Below are 23,753 nucleotides of genomic sequence, written 5' to 3' on the forward strand. Positions count from 1 at the left end.
GTCGCGTGAGAGGCCGAGTTGATGATCGCCGCGAACGGGAGGCGGCGAGGTGAACGCGGAGGTTGTCCACAGGCTGGGGATGGCGATGGGGGCGGTGCTGGTGGCCGGTTGGCTGCTGCGGTGGTCGGCCGATGTCCGGCGCGAGCGAAGGGCTCGGCGACGGCTGGGGTCGTTGATGACGCCGGCCGAGGTGATGCCGACTCGCAGACGGTACGACGTCCGGCAGGGCGTGCGGCAATGGCTGCCCCTGGCAGCGGTCGGGGGTGCCGGTTGGGCGCTGGTGGGCGGGGTCGCCGGTCTGGCGGTGGGACTGGGTGCCGCGGGCGGGATGTGGCTGTGGCGGCGTCGGCAGAGAGCCGCTGCCGGTGCCGTGCAGGAGATCGACGCCACTGAGGTGGCACGTCGGCTTCCACTCGCCGCCGATCTCCTCGCGGCCTGCATCTCGGCGGGTGCCGGTCCCGTGATCGCCGCTCAGGCGGTGGGCGAGGCACTCGGCGGTCCCGTCGGGGACGGGCTGTCACGAGGTGCGGCGGAGGTACGGCTCGGCGGTGAACCGGGCGAGGCGTGGCAGCGGTTGGCCGCCCTGCCTGGAGCGGGGGCGCTGGCGCGCCTGCTGGAACGGGCCGATGTGACGGGGCTTCCGGCGGCCGGACCGGTCGCGCGGCTTGCTGCGGAGGCCCGCGCCGAGTGGACGCGCAACGCGACGGAACGGGCCAGACGGGCGGCCGTGATGGTCAGCGCGCCGGTGGGCCTGTGCTTCCTGCCCGCGTTCATCGCGGTCGGTGTCGCGCCAGTGGTGATCGGACTGGCCGGCGGGGTGTTGGGAGGGGGTGCCGGCTGACGGGGTGAGTGCGGCTGCGGCCACAGGCCGACGGCCGGGGGTTCTGCGACAGGCAGGGCCGGCTGCGGGCGCTTGAGGGCGCCGGGCAGCGGAATTTCAACAGTTTGTTTCAACGGGACTGAACCTTACGGGGGTTGAGATGTGCAAGGCGGTACGGGCACGGATGCGCGCGCTGGTGTGCAGGGTGCGGGCGGCAAGGGGCGATGCCGGGATGGTCACGTCCGAGTACGCGATGGGGATCGTGGCGGCGGTGGCGTTCGCGGTGGTGCTCTACAAGGTCGTGACGAGCGGGGAGGTCAGCGAGGAGTTGCAGGCCATCGTGAAGCGGGCGCTCGATGCGCGGATGTGAGGAGGAGAGGGGGCGGCGGGCCAGGAGGCCGCTCGGGGGCTCGGACCGGGGCTTCGTCACCGCCGAGTCGGCTGTCGTCCTGCCGGTTCTGGTCATGTTCGCGATGGCGCTGGTGTGGGGCCTGCTCGTGATGGCGGCGCAGATCCAATGCGTGGACGCTGCCCGGACCGGCGCCCGCGCGGCGGCCCGGCAGGACCCCACCGGCGCGGTGATCGAGGTGACCCGCGAGGCGGCACCCCGCGGCGCGACAGTCACGGTCGACCGGGAGGGCGACGAGGTCCGCGTGGTCGTCGTGGCCAAGCCGCCCGTGCTGACGGGGCTCCCCTTCGAGGTACGGGAGGAAGCCGTGGCTGTGGCCGAGGAGACGGTGGGGGCGGGGACATGAGAGGGGGTTCGGAGACAGGCCGTCGCAGGTCTGTGGCAGGCCGCACCACGCGCGCCGCAGCCGGCCTTCGGAGCGCTGCCCGGAAAGCTGCCCCCTACCCGCCCTCCGACCGAGGCTCCGCCACTGTCTGGAGCCTCGGTGCCATCACCGTGCTCTGCGTCGTCTTCGGCGTCGTACTCGCCCTGGGCCACGCCGTCGTGACCCGGCACCGTGCGGCAGGCGGCGCCGACCTCGCGGCGCTGGCAGCGGCCGACCACTGGGCGGCGGGCGGCCCGGCGGCCTGTGCACGGGCTGAACGGGTCGCCGACTCGCAAGGCGTGCGGCTCGTGCGGTGCGTACTGGTCGGCGAGGTCTCGGACGTGACCGCGGCTTCGGGCCGAGGCCCCTTCGCGGCCGAGGTCAGGGCGCGGGCGGGGCCTGCTGAGCAGACGGAGCTTCCACTGCCGACGGCGCGTCTGCCACCGGACCCTGCGGTGACGCACCGGCCGAGACCGGTTCCGTGACCGATTGCGAGGCCACGGCTGCCCCATCCGACGCCGACGCGGACCCCGCGTCCCGAACCGCACCGGAGTCCTCGGCCGGGCCCCCACCCTCGTCCGACTCCTCCGGCGCCCCCCGCAACAAAACCGTCAGCAACCGCACGGCCCCCCGCTTGTGCAGCGGATCGTTGCCGTTGCCGCACTTGGGGGACTGGATGCAGGACGGGCAGCCGGCGTCGCACTCGCAGGAGGCGATGGCCTGGCGGGTGGCGGTGAGCCAGGAGCGGGCCGTGTGGAAGGCGCGCTCGGCGAAGCCCGCGCCGCCGGGGTGGCCGTCGTAGACGAAGACCGTGGGGAGCAGCGTGTCGGGGTGGAGCGGGATCGAGACGCCGCCGATGTCCCAGCGGTCGCAGGTCGCGAAGAGGGGCAGCAGGCCGATCGAGGCGTGCTCGGCGGCGTGCAGGGCGCCACCGAGGATCTCCGGGTTGATCCGGGCCTCGTCCAGCTGGTCCTCGGTGACCGTCCACCACACCGCGCGGGTGCGCAGCGTACGAGGAGGGAGGTCGAGCTTCGTCTCGCCCAGTACTTCGCCGGTGATCAGCCGGCGGCGCAGGAAGGAGACCACCTGGTTGGTGACCTCGACGGAGCCGTAGCAGAGGCGGCCGTCGCCCCAGGGGATCTCGACGTCAGTTTCCAGGACGGAGATCGCCGTCGTGTCGCGGGCGACGGTCGAGTAGGGCGGGGCGGCCTCCTCGACCAGGGCGACGGAGTCCTCCAGGTCGAGGGAGCGCACCAGGTACGTACGGCCCTGGTGCAGGTGGACCGCGCCCTCGTGGACGGAGCCGTGCGCGGCGCCCGCGTCGACCGTGCCGAGCAGCCGGCCCGTCCCGGCCTCGACGACCTGGACCGGACGGCCGCCTTCGCCACGGATGTCGGTGAGGTCGGCGGCCCGTTCCCGGCGCGTCCAGTGCCAGGCCTTGGTGCGTCGGCGCAGCAGCTTCGCGGCCTCCAGCTGCGGCAGCAGCCCTTCGGTCTCGGGGCCGAACAGCTCAAGGTCCTCATCGGTCAGCGGGATCTCCGCGGCCGCCGCGCACAGATGCGGTGCGAGGACGTACGGGTTGTCGGGGTCGAGGACCGTCGATTCCACCGGACGGTCGAACAGGGCCTCGGGATGGTGGACGAGGTAGGTGTCCAGCGGATCGTCGCGGGCGACGAGGACCGCGAGGGCGCCCTGTCCGGAGCGGCCGGCCCGACCCGCCTGCTGCCACAGGGAGGCGCGTGTGCCCGGGTAGCCGGCGATCAGTACGGCGTCGAGGCCGGAGACGTCGATGCCGAGTTCCAGGGCGGTGGTGGCCGACAGGCCGAGGAGCTCGCCGGAGTGTAGGGCCTGTTCCAGGGCGCGGCGTTCCTCGGGGAGGTAGCCGCCGCGGTACGCCGCGACACGCCGGGCGAGGGAGCGGTCGACCTCGGCGAGGCGTTCCTGGGCGATGACCGAGATCAGCTCGGCGCCGCGCCGGGAGCGTACGAAGGCGACCGAGCGGATGCCCTGCACCGCGAGATCGGTCAGGAGGTCCGCCGTCTCGGCGGTGGCCGTACGCCGGACGGGTGCGCCCTTCTCGCCCTGCATCTCGGTGAGCGGGGGCTCCCAGAGGGCGAAGACCAGTTCGCCGCGCGGGGAGGCGTCGTCGGCGACCTCCACGACCGGCAGGCCGGTGAGGCGGCGGGCGGCGACGGCGGGCTCGGCAGCCGTCGCGGAGGCCAGCAGGAAGACCGGGGAGGCGCCGTAGCGGGCGCACAGGCGGCGCAGTCGGCGCAGCACCTGGGCGACGTGGGAGCCGAAGACGCCGCGGTAGGTGTGGCACTCGTCGATGACGACGTACTTGAGCGCCTTCAGGAAGGAGGACCAGCGGGGGTGGGACGGGAGTATGCCGCGGTGCAGCATGTCGGGGTTGGTCAGGACGTAGTTGCCGTACTGGCGGACCCACTCGCGTTCCTCGAACGGAGTATCGCCGTCGTACACGGCGGGTCGGACGGAATTGCCCAGCGGATGTGAAAGTTCCTTCACCGAACGGCACTGGTCCGCCGCAAGAGCCTTGGTCGGGGCCAGGTAGAGGGCGGTCGCGCCGCGGCCGTTCGGGGCTTCTGAACCGTCCAGGAGTGTCGACAGGACGGGCACGAGGTAGGCCAGGGACTTGCCGGAGGCCGTGCCCGTGGCGACGACCACCGAGTCGCCGTCCAGGGCGTGCTCGGCGGCGCGTGCCTGGTGGGCCCATGGATGCTGGATTCCGGCCGTCTGCACCGCGGCGATGACCTCCGCGCGGATCCGGTCGGGCCAGACGGCATGGCGGCCCTCCCGCGGGGGCACATGCTCCGTATGAGTGATGCGCGAAGCCCGACTCGGCCCCGAGGCGAGTCGGCCCAGCACCGCGCCCGGGTCCACCCGGGAAACGGGGCCCGTCGGGGATCGATCGGATCGGTGATTCTTGGCCATCGGGACCGAGTGTGTCACTGGCGTGACGGACAATGGGACCAAGGCGTCGTGCACGCCTGCCGGTAAGTGATTGAATGCCATCGCGGCTGGCGAACCGTCCTGGGACTGCAAGCCGAGGTGTCCCGAGGGACGACCGCTCGATAGCAAGGTGCTGGAGGATCCGTGGACCTGTCCCTGTCGACCCGTACCGTCGGCGATCGTACGGTCGTCGAGGTCGGTGGCGAAATCGACGTATATACCGCGCCCAAGTTGCGCGAACAGTTGGTCGAGCTGGTGAACGACGGGAGTTTCCACCTCGTCGTTGACATGGAGGGCGTGGACTTCCTCGACTCCACCGGGCTCGGCGTTCTGGTCGGCGGCTTGAAGCGGGTTCGTGCCCATGAGGGCTCTCTGCGACTGGTGTGCAACCAGGAGCGCATTCTGAAGATCTTCCGCATCACCGGCCTCACCAAGGTGTTCCCGATCCACACCTCGGTCGAGGAAGCGGTAGCGGCAACCGACTGACAACCGGACCCGGGGGCGCACCTGAGCGTGCCCCGGGGCGGCAGAAGTTGAAAGGGACGGGGGACTGGGCTTTCGGCGGCCCGGTCCCCCCGACAGCACGCCCGAAGTTGCGAGGGGGATGCATGGCCACCGTTGAACTCCGCTTCAGCGCGCTGCCCGAGCACGTCAGGACCGCCCGACTGGTGGCGGCAGCGGTGGCGCGCAGGGCCGGAGTGGACGAGGCCGTCCTCGACGAGGTCAGACTCGCCGTGGGCGAGGCCTGCACCCGGGCCGTCGGACTGCACCAGATGGTCGGCATCACGGCGCCGGTGAAGGTGTCGCTGATCGAGGAGGAGAAGCAGTTCTCCATCGAGGTCGGCGACGAGGCGCCGCGTTCCGTTCCCGGCGAGCGGGCATCCGGCGCCGGAAGCGGCGACGGTGAGGTGGAGGCCGAGGAGGACGAGATGGGCCTCGCGGTCATCAGTGGTCTCGTCGACGACGTCGAAGTCTCCGCCGGGGAGCATGGTGGCCTGATCCGTATGACCTGGCCGACCACACCGCCGGCCGCGGTGCTCCCCTGAGGGAACAGCCTCACCCGTCCGTCTCAACACGAAGGGCCCTGCTGAGCAGGGCCCTTCGTGTTTTTGTCTCCGGCGCCGGGGAATTCGTGAATGAATTCACGATCGATCTTCCGATAATTGATCAAGCTCTCGATAATTTGATCAAGCGTCAATGTCGGCGTCAATGGTTTTAGGGCATTAGCACTTTCGGGTTCAGTGGCTTGATGTCGATCATTTGCTGAACGGCATGTGAAGGCCAATTCCGTTTACCGCCATCTGTTTTGATCAGGTTCCGGTACCTAGAATCCGTCCACATCTTGAGCTCAGCCCAAGCGTCAAGGAGGACGAATGGCGGGGCTTTCTACCCCTCATCAGCTGGACCACCCCACAACCCTCGCAGCCGCAGTGCTGACCGACGACAACCGGATCATCATCACGATCATCGGTGTCGTCGCACTGGCAGCGCTCGTGGTCGCCGGAGTCCTGGTGCGCCAGGTGCTCGCGGCGGGCGAGGGCACCGACAGCATGAAGAAGATCGCGACGGCGATCCAGGAAGGTGCCAACGCCTATCTGGCCCGGCAGCTGCGCACGCTCGGCGTATTCGCCGTCGTCGTGTTCTTCCTGCTCATGTTGCTGCCCGCGGACGACTGGAATCAGCGCATCGGCCGATCGGTGTTCTTCTTGATCGGCGCCGCGTTCTCGGCAGCCACCGGCTATATCGGCATGTGGCTCGCCGTGCGCAGCAATGTGCGCGTCGCCGCGGCGGCACGGGAAGCGACCCCTGCGGAAGGTGAACCGGAAAAGGATCTCACCGCCGTCTCGCACAAAGCCATGAAGATCGCTTTCCGCACGGGCGGCGTCGTCGGCATGTTCACAGTGGGGCTCGGTCTGCTCGGCGCCTCCTGTGTGGTGCTGGTGTACGCGGCCGACGCGCCGAAGGTGCTCGAAGGATTCGGTCTCGGTGCCGCGCTGATCGCGATGTTCATGCGTGTCGGCGGCGGCATCTTCACCAAGGCCGCCGACGTCGGCGCCGACCTGGTCGGAAAGGTCGAACAGGGCATTCCGGAGGACGACCCGCGCAATGCCGCGACCATCGCCGACAACGTGGGCGACAACGTCGGCGACTGCGCGGGCATGGCGGCCGACCTGTTCGAGTCGTACGCCGTGACCCTGGTCGCCGCACTGATCCTCGGATCGGCGGCGTTCGGTGACTCCGGGCTCGCCTTCCCGCTGATCGTGCCCGCGATCGGCGTGATCACCGCGATGATCGGCATCTTCGCGGTGGCACCGCGGCGCAGCGACCGCAGCGGCATGACCGCGATCAACCGCGGATTCTTCATCTCCGCGGTGATCTCGATCGTGCTGGTCGCGATCGCCGTGTTCGCCTACCTGCCGTCGTCGTACGCCGACCTCGACGGCATCGGTGACGCCGCCATCGCGGCCAAGGACGGCGATCCGCGGATCCTCGCGCTCGTCGCCGTGGCGATCGGCATCGTGCTGGCCGCTGTCATCCAGCAGCTGACCGGCTACTTCACCGAGACCAACCGCCGCCCGGTGCAGGACATCGGCAAGACCTCGCTCACGGGGCCTGCCACCGTCGTCCTCGCCGGTATCTCGATCGGTCTCGAGTCGGCCGTCTACACCGCCCTGCTGATCGGCCTCGGCGTCTACGGGGCGTTCCTGCTCGGCGGCACCTCGATCATGCTCGCGCTGTTCGCGGTGGCGCTGGCCGGCACCGGTCTGCTCACCACGGTCGGCGTGATCGTCGCCATGGACACCTTCGGTCCGGTCTCCGACAACGCGCAGGGCATCGCCGAGATGTCCGGCGACGTCGAGGGCGCCGGCGCCCAGGTGCTCACCAACCTGGACGCGGTCGGCAACACGACCAAGGCCATCACCAAGGGCATCGCCATCGCCACCGCCGTCCTGGCGGCAGCGGCGCTCTTCGGGTCGTACCGCGACGCCATCACCACCGGCGCACGGGACGTGGGCGAGAAGCTCAGCGGCGAGGGCGCGCCCATGAACCTGATCATGGACATCTCGCAGCCCAACAACCTCGTCGGCCTCATCGCGGGCGCGGCGGTGGTGTTCCTCTTCTCGGGTCTCGCCATCAACGCAGTGTCGCGTTCGGCGGGTGCCGTGGTGTACGAGGTGCGGCGGCAGTTCCGTGAGCGGCCCGGGATCATGGACTACTCGGAGAAGCCCGAGTACGGCAAGGTCGTCGACATCTGCACCCGGGACGCCCTGCGCGAGCTCACCACGCCGGGACTGCTCGCGGTGATGGCGCCCATCTTCATCGGGTTCACGCTCGGCGTCGGTGCCCTGGGCGCCTTCCTCGCGGGCGCGATCGGCTCGGGCACCCTCATGGCGGTGTTCCTCGCCAACTCCGGAGGGGCGTGGGACAACGCCAAGAAGCTCGTCGAGGACGGTCACCACGGTGGCAAGGGCAGTGAGGCCCACGCCGCGACGGTGATCGGCGACACGGTCGGCGACCCCTTCAAGGACACCGCCGGTCCCGCGATCAACCCGCTGCTGAAGGTGATGAACCTGGTCGCACTGCTCATCGCGCCCGCGGTCATCCAGTTCAGCTACGGCGAGGACAAGAGCGTCGGCGTGCGGGTCCTGATCGCCGTCGTCTCGGCCCTCGTGATCGTAGGCGCGGTCTACGTCTCCAAGCGGCGGGGCATCGCCGTGGGTGACGAAGACAACGCCGAGAGGGTGGCCAAGCCGGCCGATCCCGCTGTGGTCTCGTAAGCGGTTTTACGACGGCCCAGCTCAAGAGGCGGGCGGGCGGCGCGCATTGGACGTGCCGCCCCCCCGCCTCTTGCTGTTCACGCCCTTGCCGTGACCCTTCTCTCACATGGTGCAAACAGTATGAAAAGCCAATGGATGGCACATGCGGCGAGGTGTCCTCCCCGATCCGACGTGTAGGGTCCCGTGGCCGATAGCCATGGAAGGGACCAAACCGGTGAACAAGAAGCTCGCGGCCGCACTGTCCGGCGGTGCGGTACTCGTACTGGCGCTGACGGGATGCACAAGCGACGAGGGCAACAAGGAACTCGACGCCTGGGCCAAGAAGGTCTGCGACGCGGTGCCGGCCCAGAACGCGAAGATCTCGGCGGCCTACGTCGCGATAACCAAGGCGGCCAAGGACACCACCAGCACGCCCAAGGAGCTCCAGGAAGCCGACTCCAAGGCCTTCCAGGACCTCGCCGAGGGCTACAAGGCGCGCGCGAGCCTCATCAGCGGCGCCGGGGCGCCTCCCGGCGTGGAGAACGGCGCGAAGGTCCAGCAGGACGTCGTCAAGAAGCTCACCTCCCTCTCCGCGGCCTACGCCGACCTCAAGGAGCGGGTCGACAAGCTGGACACGAAGGACCAGGGCAAGTTCGCCTCCGGCCTGAAGGACGTGTCCGCCGAGATGAAGCAGGTGGAGACCCAGCGCCAGAGCGCCGTCACGGCGCTGAAGAAGCTGGAGTCCGGCGACACCAAGAAGGCGCTGACCTCGCAGGAGGGCTGCAAGCAGGCCGCCGAGGCGTCCGGCGCCGCCGGGGCCACCGGCAGCTGAGCCGACCACGGCCGCCGGCGTCACCGGCGGCCGGGCCGTCCCCGGTCACCGGTGCTCGAGCCGACTCCAGGGGCGGGCGCGGGTCACAATGAGGGCGTGAGTGACTCCACGCTGCCCTCCCTGCCCGCTTCCGACCGCCCCGATGTCGCCGCCCGGCTCAGGGAGGCCCTGCTCGGGGCCTCCTTCACCGCCGACGGGCTCCTCGAACTGCTCGGTGCGCCCGCGTACGCGGCGCTCGCCCGCAGCGAGACCGTGCCCGCGCTCCGGGCGACCCGCGGAGACACGCCGCTGGAGGCGCTCGTACGGCTCTTCCTGCTGCAGCAGCCCGTCGCGCACGCGCGCGTGGCGGACGTGCTGCCCGTGGACGCGTGCCTGGAGAGCGGGTGGCTGGTCCGGGTCGGCGGCGCGTCCGACGACGACATCGCCGCGACAGTCGACGTACGGCCCTACGGCGGGCCCGGCGGCGAGGACTGGTTCATCGTGTCCGACCTCGGCTGCGCGGTCGGCGGTGCCGGAGGCATCGGCAGCAAGGACGAGGGCGTCGTCCTCGGCGTCGGCGGCGCCTCCACGACCCTCGCCGGCATCACCGTCCGTACGCCCGTCTCCGCCGCCCTCGACGTCGGCACCGGGTCCGGCATCCAGGCCCTGCACGCCGCGCAGCACGCCACGCGCGTGACGGCGACCGACCTCAACCCGCGCGCACTGCACATCACCGCGCTCACGCTGGCGCTGTCCGGCGCCCCCGCCGCGGATCTGCGGGAGGGCTCGCTGTTCGAGCCGCTGAAGGACGACGAGACCTACGACCTGATCGTGTCCAACCCGCCCTTCGTGATCTCGCCGGGCGCGCGACTGACGTACCGCGACGGCGGGATGGGCGGGGACGATCTGTGCCGGTCGATCGTTCAGGGAGCGGGGACGCGGCTGAACGAGGGCGGGTTCGCGCAGTTCCTCGCCAACTGGCAGCACGTCGCGGGGGAGGACTGGCAGGACAGGCTGCGTTCCTGGGTGCCGCGCGGGTGCGACGCGTGGATCGTGCAGCGCGAGGTCCAGGACGTCACGCAGTACGCCGAGCTGTGGCTCAGGGACGCCGGTGACCACCGGGGTGACGCGGCCGAGTACCAGGCGCGGTACGACGCGTGGCTGGACGAGTTCGAGGCGCGCAAGGTCAGGGCCGTCGGCTTCGGGTGGATCACCCTGCGCAGGACGTCGGCCGCCGTGCCCTCGATCACCGTGGAGGAGTGGCCGCACCCGGTCGAGCAGCCGCTCGGCGACACCGTCCGCCAGCACTTCGCCCGGCTGGACTACCTGCGTGCCCGGGACGACGCGGCCCTGCTGGAGGACCACTTCAGGCTCGTCGCCGAGGTCGTGCAGGAACAGGTCGGGCTGCCCGGCGCCGAGGACCCGGAGCACGTGGTGCTGCGCCAGCACCGGGGCATGCGCCGGGCCACCCAGGTGGACACGGTCGGCGCGGGCTTCGCGGGCGTGTGCGACGGCTCGCTCAGCGCGGGCCGCATCCTGGACGCGATCGCCCAGCTGATGGGCGAGGACCCGGTGATGCTGCGCGACCGTACGCCCGCCCAGATCCGGCTGCTGGTGGAGCAGGGGTTCCTCGAACCGGCACGGTGATCCGTCCCTGCGGCGCCCGCCCGTCACGTCACGCCTGAGGTGGCTTGCCACCTCTGATTCACAAGTGCCCGATCTGACGGGATTGATCCTGAAAAGGTCTCCTGTCAGTGGTGGGTGCGAAGCTACCTTCAAGAGACGGACTCGACGCGTCCTCGGGGGAGGCGCGCCGTCTCGGTCCCGGGGGGAGGCGTGATGGCGGGGGAGACGCCGGATCACGGCGGAGGCAGGCTCATCAACGGGCGGTACCGGCTGGTGCGGACGCTCGGCGCGGGCGGCATGGGGCGTGTGTGGCTCGCGTACGACGAGGAGTTGGCCTGCGAGGTCGCGATGAAGGAGATCGCGCTTCCGGACGCGCCGATGGACGCGAGTGAGACGAGCCAGCGCGTCGCCCGCGCCCGCAGCGAGGCCCGGCACGCGGCACGGCTGCGCGGGCACCCGCATGTGGCCACGGTGCACGACGTGGTGGTGCACGAGGGGCTGCCGTGGATCGTCATGGAGCACGTGCCGGACGCGGTGGATCTCCAGGCGGTCGTACGGAGTTCGGGGCCGCTGACGCCCGCTCAGGCGGCCCGCGTCGGGCTTGCCGTGCTCGACGCGCTGACCGCCGGGCACCGGATCGGCATCCTCCACAGGGATGTGAAACCGGCCAACATCCTTCTGGCCCCTGACGCTTCGGGCGACCCCCACGCACGCGTGCTGCTCACCGACTACGGCATCGCCCTCCAGCCCGAGTCCCGCGAGCCCCGGCTCACGGCCACCGCGGGCATCCTCGGCACACCCGGCTACCTCGCCCCGGAACGCGCGCGCGGCGAGCCGCCCACCCCGGCCGCCGACCTGTTCTCCCTCGGCGCCACGCTCTACGCCGCCGTCGAGGGCCGCGGCCCCTTCGACCGGCACGGCGACTACGCCACCCTCACGGCCCTGCTCGGCGAGGACCCGACCCCGCCGGTCCTCGCGGGCGAACTGACGCCGGTGCTCCAGGGGTTGCTGGTGAAGGACCCGGTGCGCAGGTCGGCACCGGAGGCGGTGGCCCGGGGGCTGGAGCGGGTGGCGCGGGCGGCGGAGCCGACCGTGGGCGCGGGGCCTCACGTGGGCGCCGGGCCGGTGGGGTTCGGCCCGCCACTCATCGGTTTCGGGCCGGCACCAGGCACTCCGCAAACGCCGGGCACCCCGCAGACACCGGCCGCGCCGCCGACCCCGAACACCCCGCAGTCACCCTTCGACCCAGGCAACCCCTACGCGCAAGGCCCTTACGCACAGGGCCCGTACGCGCAGAGCGCGGCCGCCGCCACCACGCCGTCGTACCCGACCGGTATCTCCGGCGCTCCCGGAAGCGCGGCCGGCGCCGCCGGGAAACGCACCGCGATCATTGCGCTCGTCGTGGGGCTCGTGCTCGTCGTCGCCGGTGGGACCTGGGCCGTCGTGTCGCTGACCGGCGAAGACACAGGGGCCGGGAAGAACTCGGCGACGAAGGCGTCACCCGCGGCGAGCGCGTCGCGAACATCTCCGGCACCGACCGGCCCGGTGTATCCGTACGGCGAGGGCGTGGGCCTCACCGAGCCGCTGAAGACGGGTGACTGCGTGCGGGCGGTGTGGTCCGGGACGCCGTTCGAGTCGGTGCCGAACCTCGGCGTCGTGGACTGCGCCGACGACTGGCCCGACGGCCAGGTCGTGGCCGTCGACACCGCCACCGACTTCGCCGACGCCCGCGCACAGGGCGCCCGGCGCTGCGAGCGGCAGAGCGGGACGATCGCCGCCGCGCTGCCCGACGCTGCGCCCTACGCCGTCGTACCGACGCGGCAGGGCTTCGCCGCGGCCGACAGCGGTACGGCATGTCTCGTACTCGGCCGGCATGCCGCGATAGGCGGCGAAGTGGGCGGTTTCCGTGACGACGGAGAGAACCTCTGGGTCGGTCAGATGAGTGTCGGCGACTGCTGGATCTACGAGGAAGAGGGCGACGGTTACAACGCCCCCTTGATCGACTGCGCCAAACCCCACACCGACCAGGTCATAGGCACGGTTCAGGCACCCGGCGAAATGAGTCACGAGAACGGTTCGGACAACGCCACCAAGCTGTGCCGGAACAAATTCGAGGCGATCTGGGCGCCCGGTGAGGAGCGGGCCGTCTACGGCTGGATCGCGGACGAGGAGGACTGGGAAGCGGGCTTCGACAAGGCCGTGTGCACGGTCGGCCGGGTCGACAACGCCGAGACGACCGGAAAGATACCGGCGCCCGGCGCGGTCTGAGCCGGACGGGGCCGGTGAGGGCGGAGGATGCCGGGAGGCCGCCGTGGCTGCCGGGGCCGCAGTGACTCCGGAGTCCACAGCCATGTCGGCCCCGCGTTCACCTGAGGTTCGTCTGTGCGCCGTCCGCGCGTGCCAGTCTCGCCGGGCTGGGCATCCGCTGACGGGAGAAAAGGGGCAAGCGGAACCATGGAAAGGGGACCGGCACTCTTCGCCGGGATCGTGTTCGCCCTGTTCGGAGGCGGGCTGCTGGTGTGGACCGCGGTCCGGGTACGGCAGCGTCAGCCCGTCGCTCACGGTGTGAACCCCGTCGCATCCGCGACGCTCGCCGGCGTTGTCTCGATGATCGCGCTGATCCTCGGAACCTGGTGCTTCGCCCGCCTCTGAGAACGGCCCGCGAGCTGGGCAGCCGTTAATTGGCAGGGCCTCTTCCGGAAAGGCTCGAAAAGACCTGTGCGCACTCCGGGCGGCAGGAATGGCGGAAGTCGGGTTACCGTTCGAGTGGCCGTTGCGGGCTTTTCCCGTTTGACAACGGGGCGGGATGTACCGTCACACTCCGCAGCGTCACCACCACCCGACCCCGGGACTACGGCCTGGGGAGGCCCAGCGTCGACCGGAGAGAAGAGCGAAGTTGTCCCCGACCAGCGAGACCGCACAGGGCGGCCGCCGACTCGTCATCGTCGAGTCGCCTGCCAAGGCGAAGACGATCAAGGGCTACCTGGGCCCCGGCTACGTAGTCGAAGCGAGCGTCGGGCACATCCGCGACCTTCCCAACGGCGCCGCGGAGGTGCCGGAGAAGTACACCGGCGAGGTCCGCCGCCTCGGTGTGGACGTCGAACACGACTTTGAGCCGATCTATGTGGTCAACGCCGACAAGCGGGCCCAGGTCAAGAAGCTCAAGGACCTGCTGAAGGAATCCGACGAGCTCTACCTCGCCACCGATGAGGACCGCGAGGGCGAGGCCATCGCCTGGCACCTCCAGGAGGTGCTCAAGCCCAAGGTCCCGGTCAAGCGGATGGTCTTCCACGAGATCACCAAGTCCGCGATCCAGGCCGCCGTGGCCAACCCGCGCCAGCTCAACCAGAAGCTCGTCGACGCCCAGGAGACCCGCCGTATCCTCGACCGCCTCTACGGCTACGAGGTCTCGCCGGTCCTGTGGAAGAAGGTCATGCCGCGCCTCTCGGCCGGCCGCGTCCAGTCGGTCGCCACCCGCCTCGTGGTGGAGCGGGAGCGGGAGCGCATCGCGTTCCGCTCGGCCGAGTACTGGGACCTGACGGGAACCTTCTCGACCGGTCGCGCGGGGGACTCCTCGGACCCGTCGTCGCTGGTCGCCCGCCTGCAGACCGTCGACGGCAGGCGTGTGGCGCAGGGCCGCGACTTCGACTCCCTCGGGCAGCTCAAGAGCGCGAACACGCTCCACCTCGACGAGGCGAACGCCCGCGCGCTCGCCGCCGCGCTGGAGCAGACGCAGTTCGCGGTCCGGTCCGTCGAGTCCAAGCCGTACCGTCGCTCGCCGTACGCCCCGTTCCGTACGACGACGATGCAGCAGGAGGCGAGCCGCAAGCTCGGCTTCGGCGCCAAGGCCACCATGCAGGTCGCGCAGAAGCTGTACGAGAACGGCTACATCACCTACATGCGTACGGACTCCACGACGCTGAGCGACACCGCGGTCGCCGCGGCCCGTGCGCAGGTCACGCAGCTGTACGGCGCCGACTACCTGCCCCCGCAGCCGCGCACCTACGCCGGCAAGGTCAAGAACGCGCAGGAGGCGCACGAGGCGATCCGCCCCTCCGGCGACCGCTTCCGCACGCCCGCCGAGACCGGTCTGACCGGTGACCAGTTCAAGCTCTACGAGCTGATCTGGAAGCGGACCGTCGCCTCCCAGATGAAGGACGCGACCGGTAACTCCGTCACCGTCAAGATCGGCGGCACGGCTGCCGACGGACGGGACGTCGAGTTCAGCGCCTCCGGCAAGACGATCACCTTCCACGGCTTCCTCAAGGCCTACGTCGAGGGCGCCGACGACCCGAACGCCGAGCTCGACGACCGCGAGCGCCGGCTGCCGCAGGTCAGCGAGGGCGACCGGCTCGGCGCCGAGGAGATCACGGTCGACGGGCACGCCACCAAGCCCCCGGCCCGCTACACCGAGGCCAGCCTCGTCAAGGAGCTCGAAGAGCGCGAGATCGGCCGCCCGTCGACGTACGCGTCGATCATCGGCACGATCCTCGACCGCGGCTATGTCTTCAAGAAGGGCACGGCACTCGTCCCGTCCTTCCTGTCCTTCGCCGTGGTCAACCTGCTGGAGAAGCACTTCGGGCGGCTCGTCGACTACGACTTCACCGCCAAGATGGAGGACGACCTCGACCGCATCGCCCGCGGCGAGGCCCAGTCCGTGCCGTGGCTGAAGCGTTTCTACTTCGGCGAGGGCACCGACAACGGCAACGCGGCCGAAGCGGGCAACGGCGACGGCGACCACCTCGGCGGCCTCAAGGAGCTGGTGACCGACCTGGGCGCGATCGACGCCCGCGAGGTGTCGTCGTTCCCGGTGGGCAACGACATCGTGCTGCGCGTCGGCCGCTACGGCCCCTACATCGAGCGCGGCGAGAAGGACTCCGAGAACCACCAGCGGGCGGACGTGCCCGAGGACCTGGCTCCGGACGAGCTGAGCGTCGAGCTCGCCGAGGAGCTGCTCGCCAAGCCGAGCGGCGACTTCGAGCTCGGTGCCGACCCGAAGACGGGCCACCAGATCATCGCCCGGGACGGCCGCTACGGCCCGTACGTCACCGAGGTGCTCCCCGAGGGCACCCCGAAGACCGGCAAGAACGCCGTCAAGCCGCGCACGGCCTCCCTCTTCAAGTCCATGTCGCTCGACACGGTCACGCTGGAGGACGCGCTCAAGCTGATGTCCCTGCCGCGGGTCGTGGGCACCGACGCGGACGGCGTGGAGATCACCGCGCAGAACGGCCGCTACGGCCCGTACCTGAAGAAGGGCACGGACTCGCGCTCGCTCCAGGCCGAGGAGCAGCTGTTCACGATCACGCTGGAGGAGGCGCAGGCGATCTACGCCCAGCCCAAGCAGCGTGGCCGCGCGGCCGCCAAGCCGCCGCTGAAGGAGCTGGGCACCGACCCGGTGAGCGAGAAGCCGGTCGTCGTCAAGGACGGTCGCTTCGGGCCGTACGTGACCGACGGCGAGACCAACGCGACCCTGCGCTCCGGCGACAGCGTCGAGACGATCACGCCGGAGCGCGGCTTCGAGCTGCTGGCCGAGAAGCGTGCCAAGGGACCCGCCAAGAAGACGGCGAAGAAGGCCCCGGCGAAGAAGACGGCGGCGAAGAAGGCCGCCCCGGCCAAGAAGACGGCCGCCAAGAAGACCGCGGCGAAGAAGACGACCACGGCTGCGAAGAAGACGACGGCGAAGAAGACGGCCACCGCCACGAAGAAGGCCGCGGCCTCGAACTCGTCCGGCGAGGACTGAGCCCGGCGGATCCCGGTCGCAACCGAGCCCCTTCCGGGGCCGGTTGAGGGCCGGGTCCTTCACCTCGGGTTCGCAAAACGAACGCCTCGGCATCAGTTTGGTGTCGGGGCGGGCGTACGTTCGGGCGGGAGCACCGGGCTGTCGGTGCCTCCCGATAGGCTGAAAGCATGACCCGTGCCGAGCAGCCAACGGCCGCCAATCCGGCCCCCGACGACGCCCTTGCCGCGGACTCCCGCGAGCGCGCTGTCCGTGCCCTGCTACGCCGACCGCAGCTCAAGCGGCTGTGGAGTGCGCAGTTGGTGGGGGGTGTCGGCGACATCCTCGCCCTGCTGGTCCTGGTGCTGCTGGCCCTTCAGGCGGCGATCGCCGAGGGGTCGTTCGGCGGCGGCTACCGGGGCGTGGCATTCGCAGTGGCGACCGTCTTCGGCGTGCGCATCCTGGCCACGCTCCTCTTCGGCGCCGTACTCCTCGGCCCGCTGACGTCGCTGACCTCCCAGGACGGCCCCCTCGACCGGCGCTGGACCATGGTCGTCAACGACGGACTGCGGGCCGCCCTGCTGATCGTCGCGCCCCTGTGGATCGACTGGACGCCGGACAACGCGCTGGCGTTCCTCCTGGTGACGGTCTTCGTGACCGGCGTCGCCGAGCGTTTCTGGACGGTGTGCCGGGAGAGCGCGGCGCCCGCGCTGGTGCCGCCCCCGCCGCCCGAGGGCGCGACGGTACGACCGCTGCCGGACCACATGGACGCCTTGCGCCGGCTGTCGCTGCGCACGAGCTTCATGGCGGTCCCGCTGGCCGCCGCCGCACTCGTCGCCGCCGCCCTGCTGAACAATCTGCTCGGCGCCGGGCTCGACTGGTTCGAGCAGCACCAGGCGGCCCTCGCCTCGTACGTCGCGGCCGGCCTGTTCGCCGCGTCCCTGTCCGTGGTGACCTTCCTGGAACTGCCCGACACGCGCACCCCGCGCGCGCGGTCGCCGCTGGAGGGTCTGCGCCGGCCGAAGACCGGCTCGGGCGTCGACAAGGGCCGTACCGGCGCGATCGCGCTGCTGGTGACGGCCTGTGCCGCCGTCGCCGCCGCGGTGGCCGCCGCGGTCGCCGTGTCCGTGCTGCACGCCAAGGACCTGGGCGGCGGGCCCGTGCTCTACGGCCTGATGGTGCTCGCGCTGACCGGCGGAGTGGTCGTCGGCATCCGTACGGCCCCCGCCCTGCTGCCCGCCCTGTCCCGGCGCCGTCTGCTGGCGCTGGCGATCGCCTTCACCGGCGTCGCCCTGCTGGCCGCGGGCCTCGTCCCGGACGTCACCACCGTCTTGCTGATCCTCGCCCTCGCCGGGGTCGGCGCGGGCGTGTCCGCCAACACCGGGCACACCCTGCTCGACCAGGAGGCCGAGGAGTTCCGCAAGCCGCGTACCACGGAGCACCTGCACGCGGTCGTACGGGTGTGCGTGGCGCTCGGCGCGGTGATCGCGCCGCTGGTGGCCGCGCTGATCGGGCCGCACCGGCTGGAGAGCGGCAAGTTCGTCTTCGCGCACGGCGGCGCGGCGTTCACGCTGATGCTGGTCGGCGCGCTGCTGCTGCCGGTGGCCGTGCTCGTGCTGGCCAAGGTCGACGACCGTTCCGGCGTGCCGCTGCGGCAGGACCTGCGGGACGCGGTGCTCGGCGGGGACGACCCCGAGCAGGTGCCCGCGGCGTCCGGCTTCTTCATCGCCCTTGAGGGCGGCGACGGCGCCGGGAAGTCCACCCAGGCCGAAGCGCTCGCGGAGTGGATCCGCGGCAAGGGCCACGAGGTCGTCGTCACGCGTGAGCCGGGCGCCACGCCGGTCGGCAAGCGGCTGCGGTCGATCCTGCTGGACGTGTCGAGCGCCGGTCTGTCGCACCGCGCGGAGGCGCTGCTGTACGCCGCCGACCGCGCGGAGCACGTCGACACGGTGGTCCGCCCGGCCCTGGAGCGCGGCGCGGTCGTCATCTCCGACCGCTACATCGACTCCTCGGTCGCCTACCAGGGCGCGGGCCGCGATCTGTCGCCGACGGAGATCGCCCGCATCAACCGCTGGGCCACGAACGGACTGGTACCCCACCTGACCGTGCTGCTCGACGTCTCGCCGGAGATCGCCCGCGAGCGGTTCACCGAGGCGCCGGACCGGCTGGAGTCGGAGCCGGCGGAGTTCCACGCGCGCGTGCGCTCCGGCTTCCTGACGCTGGCCGCGGCCGACCCCGGCCGCTACCTGGTGGTGGACGCGGGCCAGGAGCCCGAGGCGGTCACCACGGTCGTCCGGCACCGGCTCGACCAGATGCTGCCGCTGTCCGAGGCCGAGATCCAGGCGCAGGAGGAAGCGCGCCGCAAGGCCGAGGAGGAGGCCCGCCGCAAGGCCGAGGAAGAGGCCGCTCGCAAGGCCGAGGAGGAGCGCCTGGAGCGTGAGCGCCAGGAGCAGCTCGCCCGGCTGCGCGCCGAGGAGGAGGAGCGCAAGCGGCGCGAGCTGGAGGAGGCGCAGCGGCGCGAGGCCGAACGGCAGGCGGAGGAGGCCCGGCAGCGTGCCGAGGAAGCCGCCCGGCGTGCCGAGGAGGAGCGGCAGCGGCTCCTCGCGGAGGAGAAGGTGCGCGCGGAGGAGGAAGCGCGCCGCAAGGTCGAGGAGGACCGCCGCCGCAAGCAGGCCGAGGAGGAGGCGCGGATCCGCGCCGAGGCCGAGGAACGGCGCCTGGAGAAGCAGCGCAAGGCGGAGGAGGCCCTGCTGCGGGCCGAGGAGGCCCGACGGCTGGCCGAGCAGGCGACGGCTGCCGCGGAGGCGGGACCGAAGCAGGCGGGGCCCGCGGCCGGGGCAGGATTCAAGGACGCGGCGACGGTGCCCACGCCCGTCGTGACACCGGAACAGGCGCGGGGCGGCGCCTCCGACGAGACGACCGTGCTGCGCCCGGTACGCGACGAGGAGCCGCCGGCGACGGATGCCGCTCCCGCCAAGGAATCGGCATCCGAGGTGACGACGAAGCTGCCGCAGCCGCCGGTACCGCCGAGCGCCGCGGAGGAGACGGCCGTACTGCCTCCCGTGCCGCCGAGCGCGGCGGACGAGACCGCGGTGCTGCCGCCGGTGCCGCCGGGGGCGGCCGATGAGACGGCTGTGCTGCCGCCGGTGCCGCCGAGTGCGGCGGAGGAGACCGCCGTACTGCCTCCCGTGCCGGCGGACGAGCCCGGGGACCGGGTTCCGCCCGGCTACTTCCGGGACGAGGACGCCCGTACGCGCGAGATGCCTCAGGTCGACGAGGCGGGCGCCCCGCGACGCAGGGCACGCTCCGACTGGGCCGAGGAGACCCCGCTGGACGACCTGCCGACGCTGGCGGACGAACTGCTGGGCCCGCACGACGACGAGTACGACGAGGACGGCGGCGGCCGGGGGCGGGGTCGCCGGCGCTGAGGTCGGCCGGGTGCGGTCACGGCTGTGTTGGCGTGACCGCACCCACCCAAGGGGCGCGGGGAACTGCGCGACCGGCCCCCACCGAGCCGCAGTCGCCGGACCACCGTCACCCACCCTCGGCCGGCACCCACTGTCAGTGCCGCCCCGCACAATGGATCGCGCGACGTGAAGTGTGACGAAAGGCGGGCGTGACCCATGACCGTGTGGGACGACCTGGTCGGCCAGGAACGAGTGAGCGAGCAGCTGGACGCCGCCGCTCGGGACGCCGACGCCCTGGTCACCGCCGCCGCCACCGCCGCCCCACCGCCCGAGGCGTCCAGGATGACGCACGCCTGGTTGTTCACGGGGCCGCCCGGAGCGGGCCGGAATCAGACCGCGCGGGCGTTCGCCGCCGCGTTGCAGTGCGTCAGCCCCGACCGGGCACTCGGCGGCGCCCCCGGCTGCGGTTTCTGCGACGGCTGCCATACGGCGCTGGTCGGCACGCACGCCGACGTCACCACCGTCGCCGCCGTCGGCACCCAGATCCTTGCCGACGACATGCGGGACACCGTCCGCAAGTCGTTCACCTCGCCGGCGAACGGCCGCTGGCAGATCATCCTGGTCGAGGACGCCGAGCGGTTGAACGAGAAGTCGGCCAACGCCGTCCTGAAGGCAGTGGAGGAGCCCGCCCCGCGCACCGTCTGGATGCTCTGCGCGCCCTCCCTGGAGGACGTCCTGCCCACCATCCGCTCCCGCTGCCGCCACCTGAACCTGAGCACGCCCTCGGTCGACGCCGTCGCCGACATGCTCGTACGGCGGGAGGGCATCGAGCCCGCCGTCGCCGCCGCCGCGGCCCGCGCCACCCAGGGACACGTCGACCGGGCCCGCCGCCTGGCCACCGACCCGGCGGCCCGCGAACGCCGGGCCTCCGTACTGAAGCTGCCCCTGCGCCTCGGCGAGATCGGTGCCTGCCTCAAGGCCGCCCAGGAACTCGTCGACGCCGCCGCCGAGGACGCCAAGCAGCTCGCCGAGGAGATCGACGTCAAGGAGACCGAGGAGCTGAAGGCGGCGCTCGGCGCGGCCCAGGGCGGCAGGATGCCGCGCGGCACGGCGGGCGTGATGAAGGACCTTGAGGACAAGCAGAAGCGGCGCCGTACCCGCACCCAGCGCGACAGCCTCGACCTCGCCCTGACGGACCTCACCGCCTTCTACCGCGACGTCCTCGCCCTCCAGCTCGGCTCGCGGATCGCCCTCGCCAACATGGACGCCGAGGAGGCCCTGGAGCGCCTCGCCCGGGACAGCTCCCCGGAGTCCACACTCCGCCGCATCGAGGCGATCGCCGCGTGCCGGGACGCGCTGGAGAGCAATGTGGCGCCGCTGCTGGCGGTGGAGGCGATGACGATGGCGTTGAGAGCGGGCTGAGGGAGCGCGGCGCCGCCCGGCCCGCGCCGCTCATGACACGCGACCTGGCCCCACGCATGTGATCAACAGGCGTTGACCGCGTAATCCGTACGAGCCGCCACATGCACGGAGAGCATCTAAACCGCTGCACAGAGTTACGCTCGCCAGATGCACACCAGGCGCAGCTCCCCAGCCGGCTCGGCCCAGGACTCGAACCCGAACGCGAACGGCCAGGGTGGTCCCGGGGCGCGCGGCCGCTCCCGCAACCGTCGTCGCGCGGGCATGCTCGGCGCCCTCATCGGCGTCGCCGCGCTGCTGGCGTCCGCCTGCACCTCCGGCGGTTCGACGCACCCGGGGAGCGGGGCGGCCGAGGCCGGGGCGGCCGAGGCCGGGCTGGCAGCGCTGCCGCGGTCGACGCCGGCCGCGCTCACGCCGTACTACTCGCAGAAGCTGACCTGGCGCAGTTGCGGGGTGCCCGGCTTCCAGTGCGCGACGATGCGGGCGCCGCTCGACTACACGAAGCCGGAGGCCGGAAACACGCAGCTCGCGGTGGCCCGCAAGAAGGCGACGGGCCCCGGCAAACCACTGGGGTCGCTGCTGGTGAACCCGGGCGGTCCGGGCGGCTCGGCGATCGGCTACCTCCAGCAGTACGCGGGGATCGGCTACCCGACCGACGTACGCGCCCGCTACGACATGGTCGCGGTCGACCCGCGCGGAGTCGCCCGCAGCGAGCCCGTCGAGTGCCTGAGCGGACGCGCGATGGACGCGTACACGCAGACGGACTTCACTCCCGACGACGCGAAGGAGACCGCGGCGCTGGTCGAGGCGCAGAAGAAGTTCGCGGAGGGCTGCGGGAAGGACGCGCCGGGTCTGCTGCGTCATGTGTCCACCGCCGAGGCGGCGCGGGACATGGACATCCTGCGCTCGGTGCTGGGGGACGAGAAACTGACCTATGTCGGGGCGTCGTACGGCACGTTCCTCGGGGCGACGTATGCCGGGCTCTTCCCGGACCGGGTGGGCCGGCTGGTCCTGGACGGCGCGATGGACCCATCCCTGCCCGCCCGCCGGATGAACCTCGACCAGACGGCGGGGTTCGAGACGGCGTTCCGGGCGTTCGCGAAGGACTGCGTGCGGCAACGGGACTGCCCGCTGGGCACCAGGGCGAGCGAGGTCGGCCGCAACCTCAAGGCATTCTTCGACAAACTCGACGCCCAGCCGATCCCGACCGGCGACCCGGACGGCCGTGAACTGGGCGAATCCCTCGCCACGACCGGCGTGATCGCGGCGATGTACGACGAGGGAGCCTGGGAGGCACTGCGCGACGGGCTGACCTCGGCGATGCGGGAGAACGACGGAGCGGGCCTGCTCGCCCTGTCCGACAGCTACTACGAGCGAGACGGCGACGGCCGCTACACGAACCTGATGTTCGCCAACGCGGCCGTGAACTGCGTGGACCTCCCGCCGGCCTTCTCGACCCCCGACGAAGTCCGCAGGTCCCTCCCAGCGTTCGAGAAGGCGTCCCCCGTCTTCGGTGAGGGGCTGGCCTGGGCGACCCTGAACTGCGCGTACTGGCCGGTGGCCGCGACCGGGGAGCCGCACCGGATCGAGGCGAAGGGCGCGGCCCCGATCGTCGTGGTCGGCACGACGCGAGACCCCGCGACCCCGTACCGCTGGGCCCAGGCCCTCTCCCGCCAGCTCTCCTCGTCCCGCCTCCTCACCTACGACGGCGACGGCCACACGGCGTACGGTCGGGGCAGCGACTGCATCGACGACACGATCAACGCGTACCTCCTCCGGGGAACGCCGCCAACCGGGGGAAAGCGCTGCTCATAGCCTTGATCACGGCCGTTGAAGGGGCTGGTGGGGGGCTGGTACGGAGCATCTCGGAAACTGTGTAGACTTACCGACGTTGCCGATCGCACCATAGTGCGGACGGCGCGCCGCCTTAGCTCAGATGGCCAGAGCAACGCACTCGTAATGCGTAGGTCTCGGGTTCGAATCCCGAAGGCGGCTCCATCAAACCCCAGGTCAGAGTGAATTTGACCTGGGGTTTCTTTGTGGGCCGGCTGCGGAGCCGGTGGAACTGGCGGTTCCACCGGGGCGCCTACATGTGTTCGGGCTTCTTCGTGGTCGACCTCTTCATCCAGGACCGGCAGCCCCACTGGGCCAGCGCTCCCACGGCGAGGGAGGCGAGGATGGCTCCCCAGTCGATGACGTGGGGCAGACCGGGGAAGAAGGCGAAGAAGGCAAGAGCGGCGAAGAAGCCGCCGAGGAACGCGGCGATGGCGGCCCGACGCCGCTGCGAATCCCGCACCTGATCCGACTCCTGCCCTTGTTGCTGCGCGACCATGAGCGACTCATTTCGTGACGTGGTGGCACTGACTCACGCGCCGCACTCCGTTGACATGAAGGTGGGCACACGCCTTGCCATAACGAGGCGGCGCCTGGGGAGAGTTGCTCCGTATTTGTAG

Annotated in this window: 17 protein-coding genes and 1 tRNA gene; 16 read left to right on the forward strand and 2 right to left on the reverse strand. The window is 71.3% G+C overall.

The window, feature by feature from the left end; all coding sequences use genetic code 11:
- Positions 1 to 49: 49 nt before the first annotated feature.
- The 4 genes from PGH47_RS23655 (at position 50) to PGH47_RS23670 (ending at position 2,078) form a co-directional block, all read left to right on the forward strand.
- A complete protein-coding gene (locus tag PGH47_RS23655; RefSeq protein WP_271665118.1) occupies positions 50 to 841 on the forward strand; it encodes a type II secretion system F family protein in 792 nt (263 codons plus the stop codon).
- A gap of 139 nt (positions 842 to 980) precedes the next feature.
- Positions 981 to 1,190, forward strand: coding sequence for a DUF4244 domain-containing protein (locus PGH47_RS23660; protein WP_271665119.1), 210 nt, complete (start codon positions 981 to 983; stop codon positions 1,188 to 1,190).
- Positions 1,177 to 1,575: a TadE family type IV pilus minor pilin gene (locus PGH47_RS23665; RefSeq protein ID WP_271665120.1), complete on the forward strand. Its 399-nt coding sequence runs from the start codon at positions 1,177 to 1,179 to the stop codon at positions 1,573 to 1,575. The genes PGH47_RS23660 and PGH47_RS23665 overlap by 14 nt, the downstream gene beginning before the upstream one ends.
- Positions 1,572 to 2,078, forward strand: coding sequence for an Rv3654c family TadE-like protein (locus tag PGH47_RS23670; RefSeq protein WP_271665121.1), 507 nt, complete (start codon positions 1,572 to 1,574; stop codon positions 2,076 to 2,078). The genes PGH47_RS23665 and PGH47_RS23670 overlap by 4 nt, the downstream gene beginning before the upstream one ends.
- Here PGH47_RS23670 and PGH47_RS23675 read toward each other — a convergent pair.
- A complete protein-coding gene (locus tag PGH47_RS23675; protein ID WP_271665122.1) occupies positions 1,975 to 4,626 on the reverse strand; it encodes a DEAD/DEAH box helicase in 2,652 nt (883 codons plus the stop codon). The two genes, PGH47_RS23670 and PGH47_RS23675, sit on opposite strands and share 104 nt — an antisense overlap.
- An 81-nt stretch (positions 4,627 to 4,707) precedes the next feature.
- On the opposite strand from PGH47_RS23675, the gene bldG reads away from it, so the two are divergent.
- From bldG to PGH47_RS23735, 12 genes are all read left to right on the forward strand, one after another.
- Positions 4,708 to 5,049 (forward strand): anti-sigma factor antagonist BldG, encoded by a 342-nt coding sequence (gene bldG, locus PGH47_RS23680; protein ID WP_003975386.1) that lies wholly within the window; start codon positions 4,708 to 4,710, stop codon positions 5,047 to 5,049.
- Positions 5,050 to 5,171: 122 nt separating this feature from the next.
- Positions 5,172 to 5,609 carry an ATP-binding protein gene (locus PGH47_RS23685; RefSeq protein ID WP_107904607.1) on the forward strand — a complete coding sequence of 146 codons (438 nt, stop codon included), beginning with the start codon at positions 5,172 to 5,174 and terminating at the stop codon, positions 5,607 to 5,609.
- A 327-nt stretch (positions 5,610 to 5,936) separates the two neighbouring features.
- A complete protein-coding gene (locus PGH47_RS23690; protein ID WP_271665123.1) occupies positions 5,937 to 8,342 on the forward strand; it encodes a sodium-translocating pyrophosphatase in 2,406 nt (801 codons plus the stop codon).
- 196 nt (positions 8,343 to 8,538) lie between these two features.
- Entirely contained in the window at positions 8,539 to 9,153 is a 615-nt protein-coding gene (locus PGH47_RS23695) for a hypothetical protein (protein ID WP_030954731.1), read from the forward strand.
- A 96-nt stretch (positions 9,154 to 9,249) separates the two neighbouring features.
- Positions 9,250 to 10,779 (forward strand): class I SAM-dependent methyltransferase, encoded by a 1,530-nt coding sequence (locus PGH47_RS23700; RefSeq protein ID WP_271665124.1) that lies wholly within the window; start codon positions 9,250 to 9,252, stop codon positions 10,777 to 10,779.
- Between the two features lie 192 nt (positions 10,780 to 10,971).
- Positions 10,972 to 13,026, forward strand: a complete 2,055-nt coding sequence (locus PGH47_RS23705) for a serine/threonine-protein kinase (protein WP_271665125.1) — start codon at positions 10,972 to 10,974, stop codon at positions 13,024 to 13,026.
- A gap of 186 nt (positions 13,027 to 13,212) precedes the next feature.
- Positions 13,213 to 13,410 carry a hypothetical protein gene (locus PGH47_RS23710; RefSeq protein WP_269639765.1) on the forward strand — a complete coding sequence of 66 codons (198 nt, stop codon included), beginning with the start codon at positions 13,213 to 13,215 and terminating at the stop codon, positions 13,408 to 13,410.
- Positions 13,411 to 13,654: 244 nt separating this feature from the next.
- Positions 13,655 to 16,498: a type I DNA topoisomerase gene (topA, locus tag PGH47_RS23715; RefSeq protein ID WP_271665126.1), complete on the forward strand. Its 2,844-nt coding sequence runs from the start codon at positions 13,655 to 13,657 to the stop codon at positions 16,496 to 16,498.
- A 167-nt stretch (positions 16,499 to 16,665) separates the two neighbouring features.
- Positions 16,666 to 19,902: a dTMP kinase gene (tmk, locus tag PGH47_RS23720; RefSeq protein WP_271665127.1), complete on the forward strand. Its 3,237-nt coding sequence runs from the start codon at positions 16,666 to 16,668 to the stop codon at positions 19,900 to 19,902.
- A 195-nt stretch (positions 19,903 to 20,097) separates the two neighbouring features.
- The gene (locus PGH47_RS23725) at positions 20,098 to 21,303 is read left to right on the forward strand and encodes a DNA polymerase III subunit delta' (RefSeq protein ID WP_271665128.1); all 1,206 of its coding nucleotides are present in this window, start codon (positions 20,098 to 20,100) and stop codon (positions 21,301 to 21,303) included.
- Between the two features lie 261 nt (positions 21,304 to 21,564).
- The gene (locus PGH47_RS23730; protein WP_271668134.1) at positions 21,565 to 23,115 is read left to right on the forward strand and encodes an alpha/beta hydrolase; all 1,551 of its coding nucleotides are present in this window, start codon (positions 21,565 to 21,567) and stop codon (positions 23,113 to 23,115) included.
- Between the two features lie 106 nt (positions 23,116 to 23,221).
- Positions 23,222 to 23,298: transfer RNA gene (locus PGH47_RS23735), tRNA-Thr, on the forward strand.
- A gap of 88 nt (positions 23,299 to 23,386) precedes the next feature.
- Here the strand turns inward: PGH47_RS23735 and PGH47_RS23740 are convergent.
- On the reverse strand, positions 23,387 to 23,632 hold the full coding sequence (locus tag PGH47_RS23740; protein ID WP_271665129.1) for a hypothetical protein: 246 nt from the start codon (positions 23,630 to 23,632) through the stop codon (positions 23,387 to 23,389).
- Positions 23,633 to 23,753 lie beyond the last annotated feature (121 nt).

The sequence above is a fragment of the Streptomyces sp. HUAS 31 genome (genome assembly GCF_028198125.1).
Taxonomy (GTDB): domain Bacteria; phylum Actinomycetota; class Actinomycetes; order Streptomycetales; family Streptomycetaceae; genus Streptomyces; species Streptomyces chartreusis.

Coding starts and splice junctions, on each gene's coding strand:
- PGH47_RS23660 (WP_271665119.1), top strand. CDS start 981: ATGTGCAAGGCGGTACGGGCACGGATGCGCGCGCTGGTGTGCAGGGTG.
- PGH47_RS23665 (WP_271665120.1), top strand. CDS start 1,177: ATGCGCGGATGTGAGGAGGAGAGGGGGCGGCGGGCCAGGAGGCCGCTC.
- PGH47_RS23670 (WP_271665121.1), top strand. CDS start 1,572: ATGAGAGGGGGTTCGGAGACAGGCCGTCGCAGGTCTGTGGCAGGCCGC.
- PGH47_RS23675 (WP_271665122.1), bottom strand. CDS start 4,626: ATGGCATTCAATCACTTACCGGCAGGCGTGCACGACGCCTTGGTCCCA.
- PGH47_RS23685 (WP_107904607.1), top strand. CDS start 5,172: ATGGCCACCGTTGAACTCCGCTTCAGCGCGCTGCCCGAGCACGTCAGG.
- PGH47_RS23690 (WP_271665123.1), top strand. CDS start 5,937: ATGGCGGGGCTTTCTACCCCTCATCAGCTGGACCACCCCACAACCCTC.
- PGH47_RS23695 (WP_030954731.1), top strand. CDS start 8,539: ATGGAAGGGACCAAACCGGTGAACAAGAAGCTCGCGGCCGCACTGTCC.
- PGH47_RS23705 (WP_271665125.1), top strand. CDS start 10,972: ATGGCGGGGGAGACGCCGGATCACGGCGGAGGCAGGCTCATCAACGGG.
- PGH47_RS23710 (WP_269639765.1), top strand. CDS start 13,213: ATGGAAAGGGGACCGGCACTCTTCGCCGGGATCGTGTTCGCCCTGTTC.
- tmk (WP_271665127.1), top strand. CDS start 16,666: ATGACCCGTGCCGAGCAGCCAACGGCCGCCAATCCGGCCCCCGACGAC.
- PGH47_RS23725 (WP_271665128.1), top strand. CDS start 20,098: ATGACCGTGTGGGACGACCTGGTCGGCCAGGAACGAGTGAGCGAGCAG.
- PGH47_RS23730 (WP_271668134.1), top strand. CDS start 21,565: ATGCTCGGCGCCCTCATCGGCGTCGCCGCGCTGCTGGCGTCCGCCTGC.
- PGH47_RS23740 (WP_271665129.1), bottom strand. CDS start 23,632: ATGGTCGCGCAGCAACAAGGGCAGGAGTCGGATCAGGTGCGGGATTCG.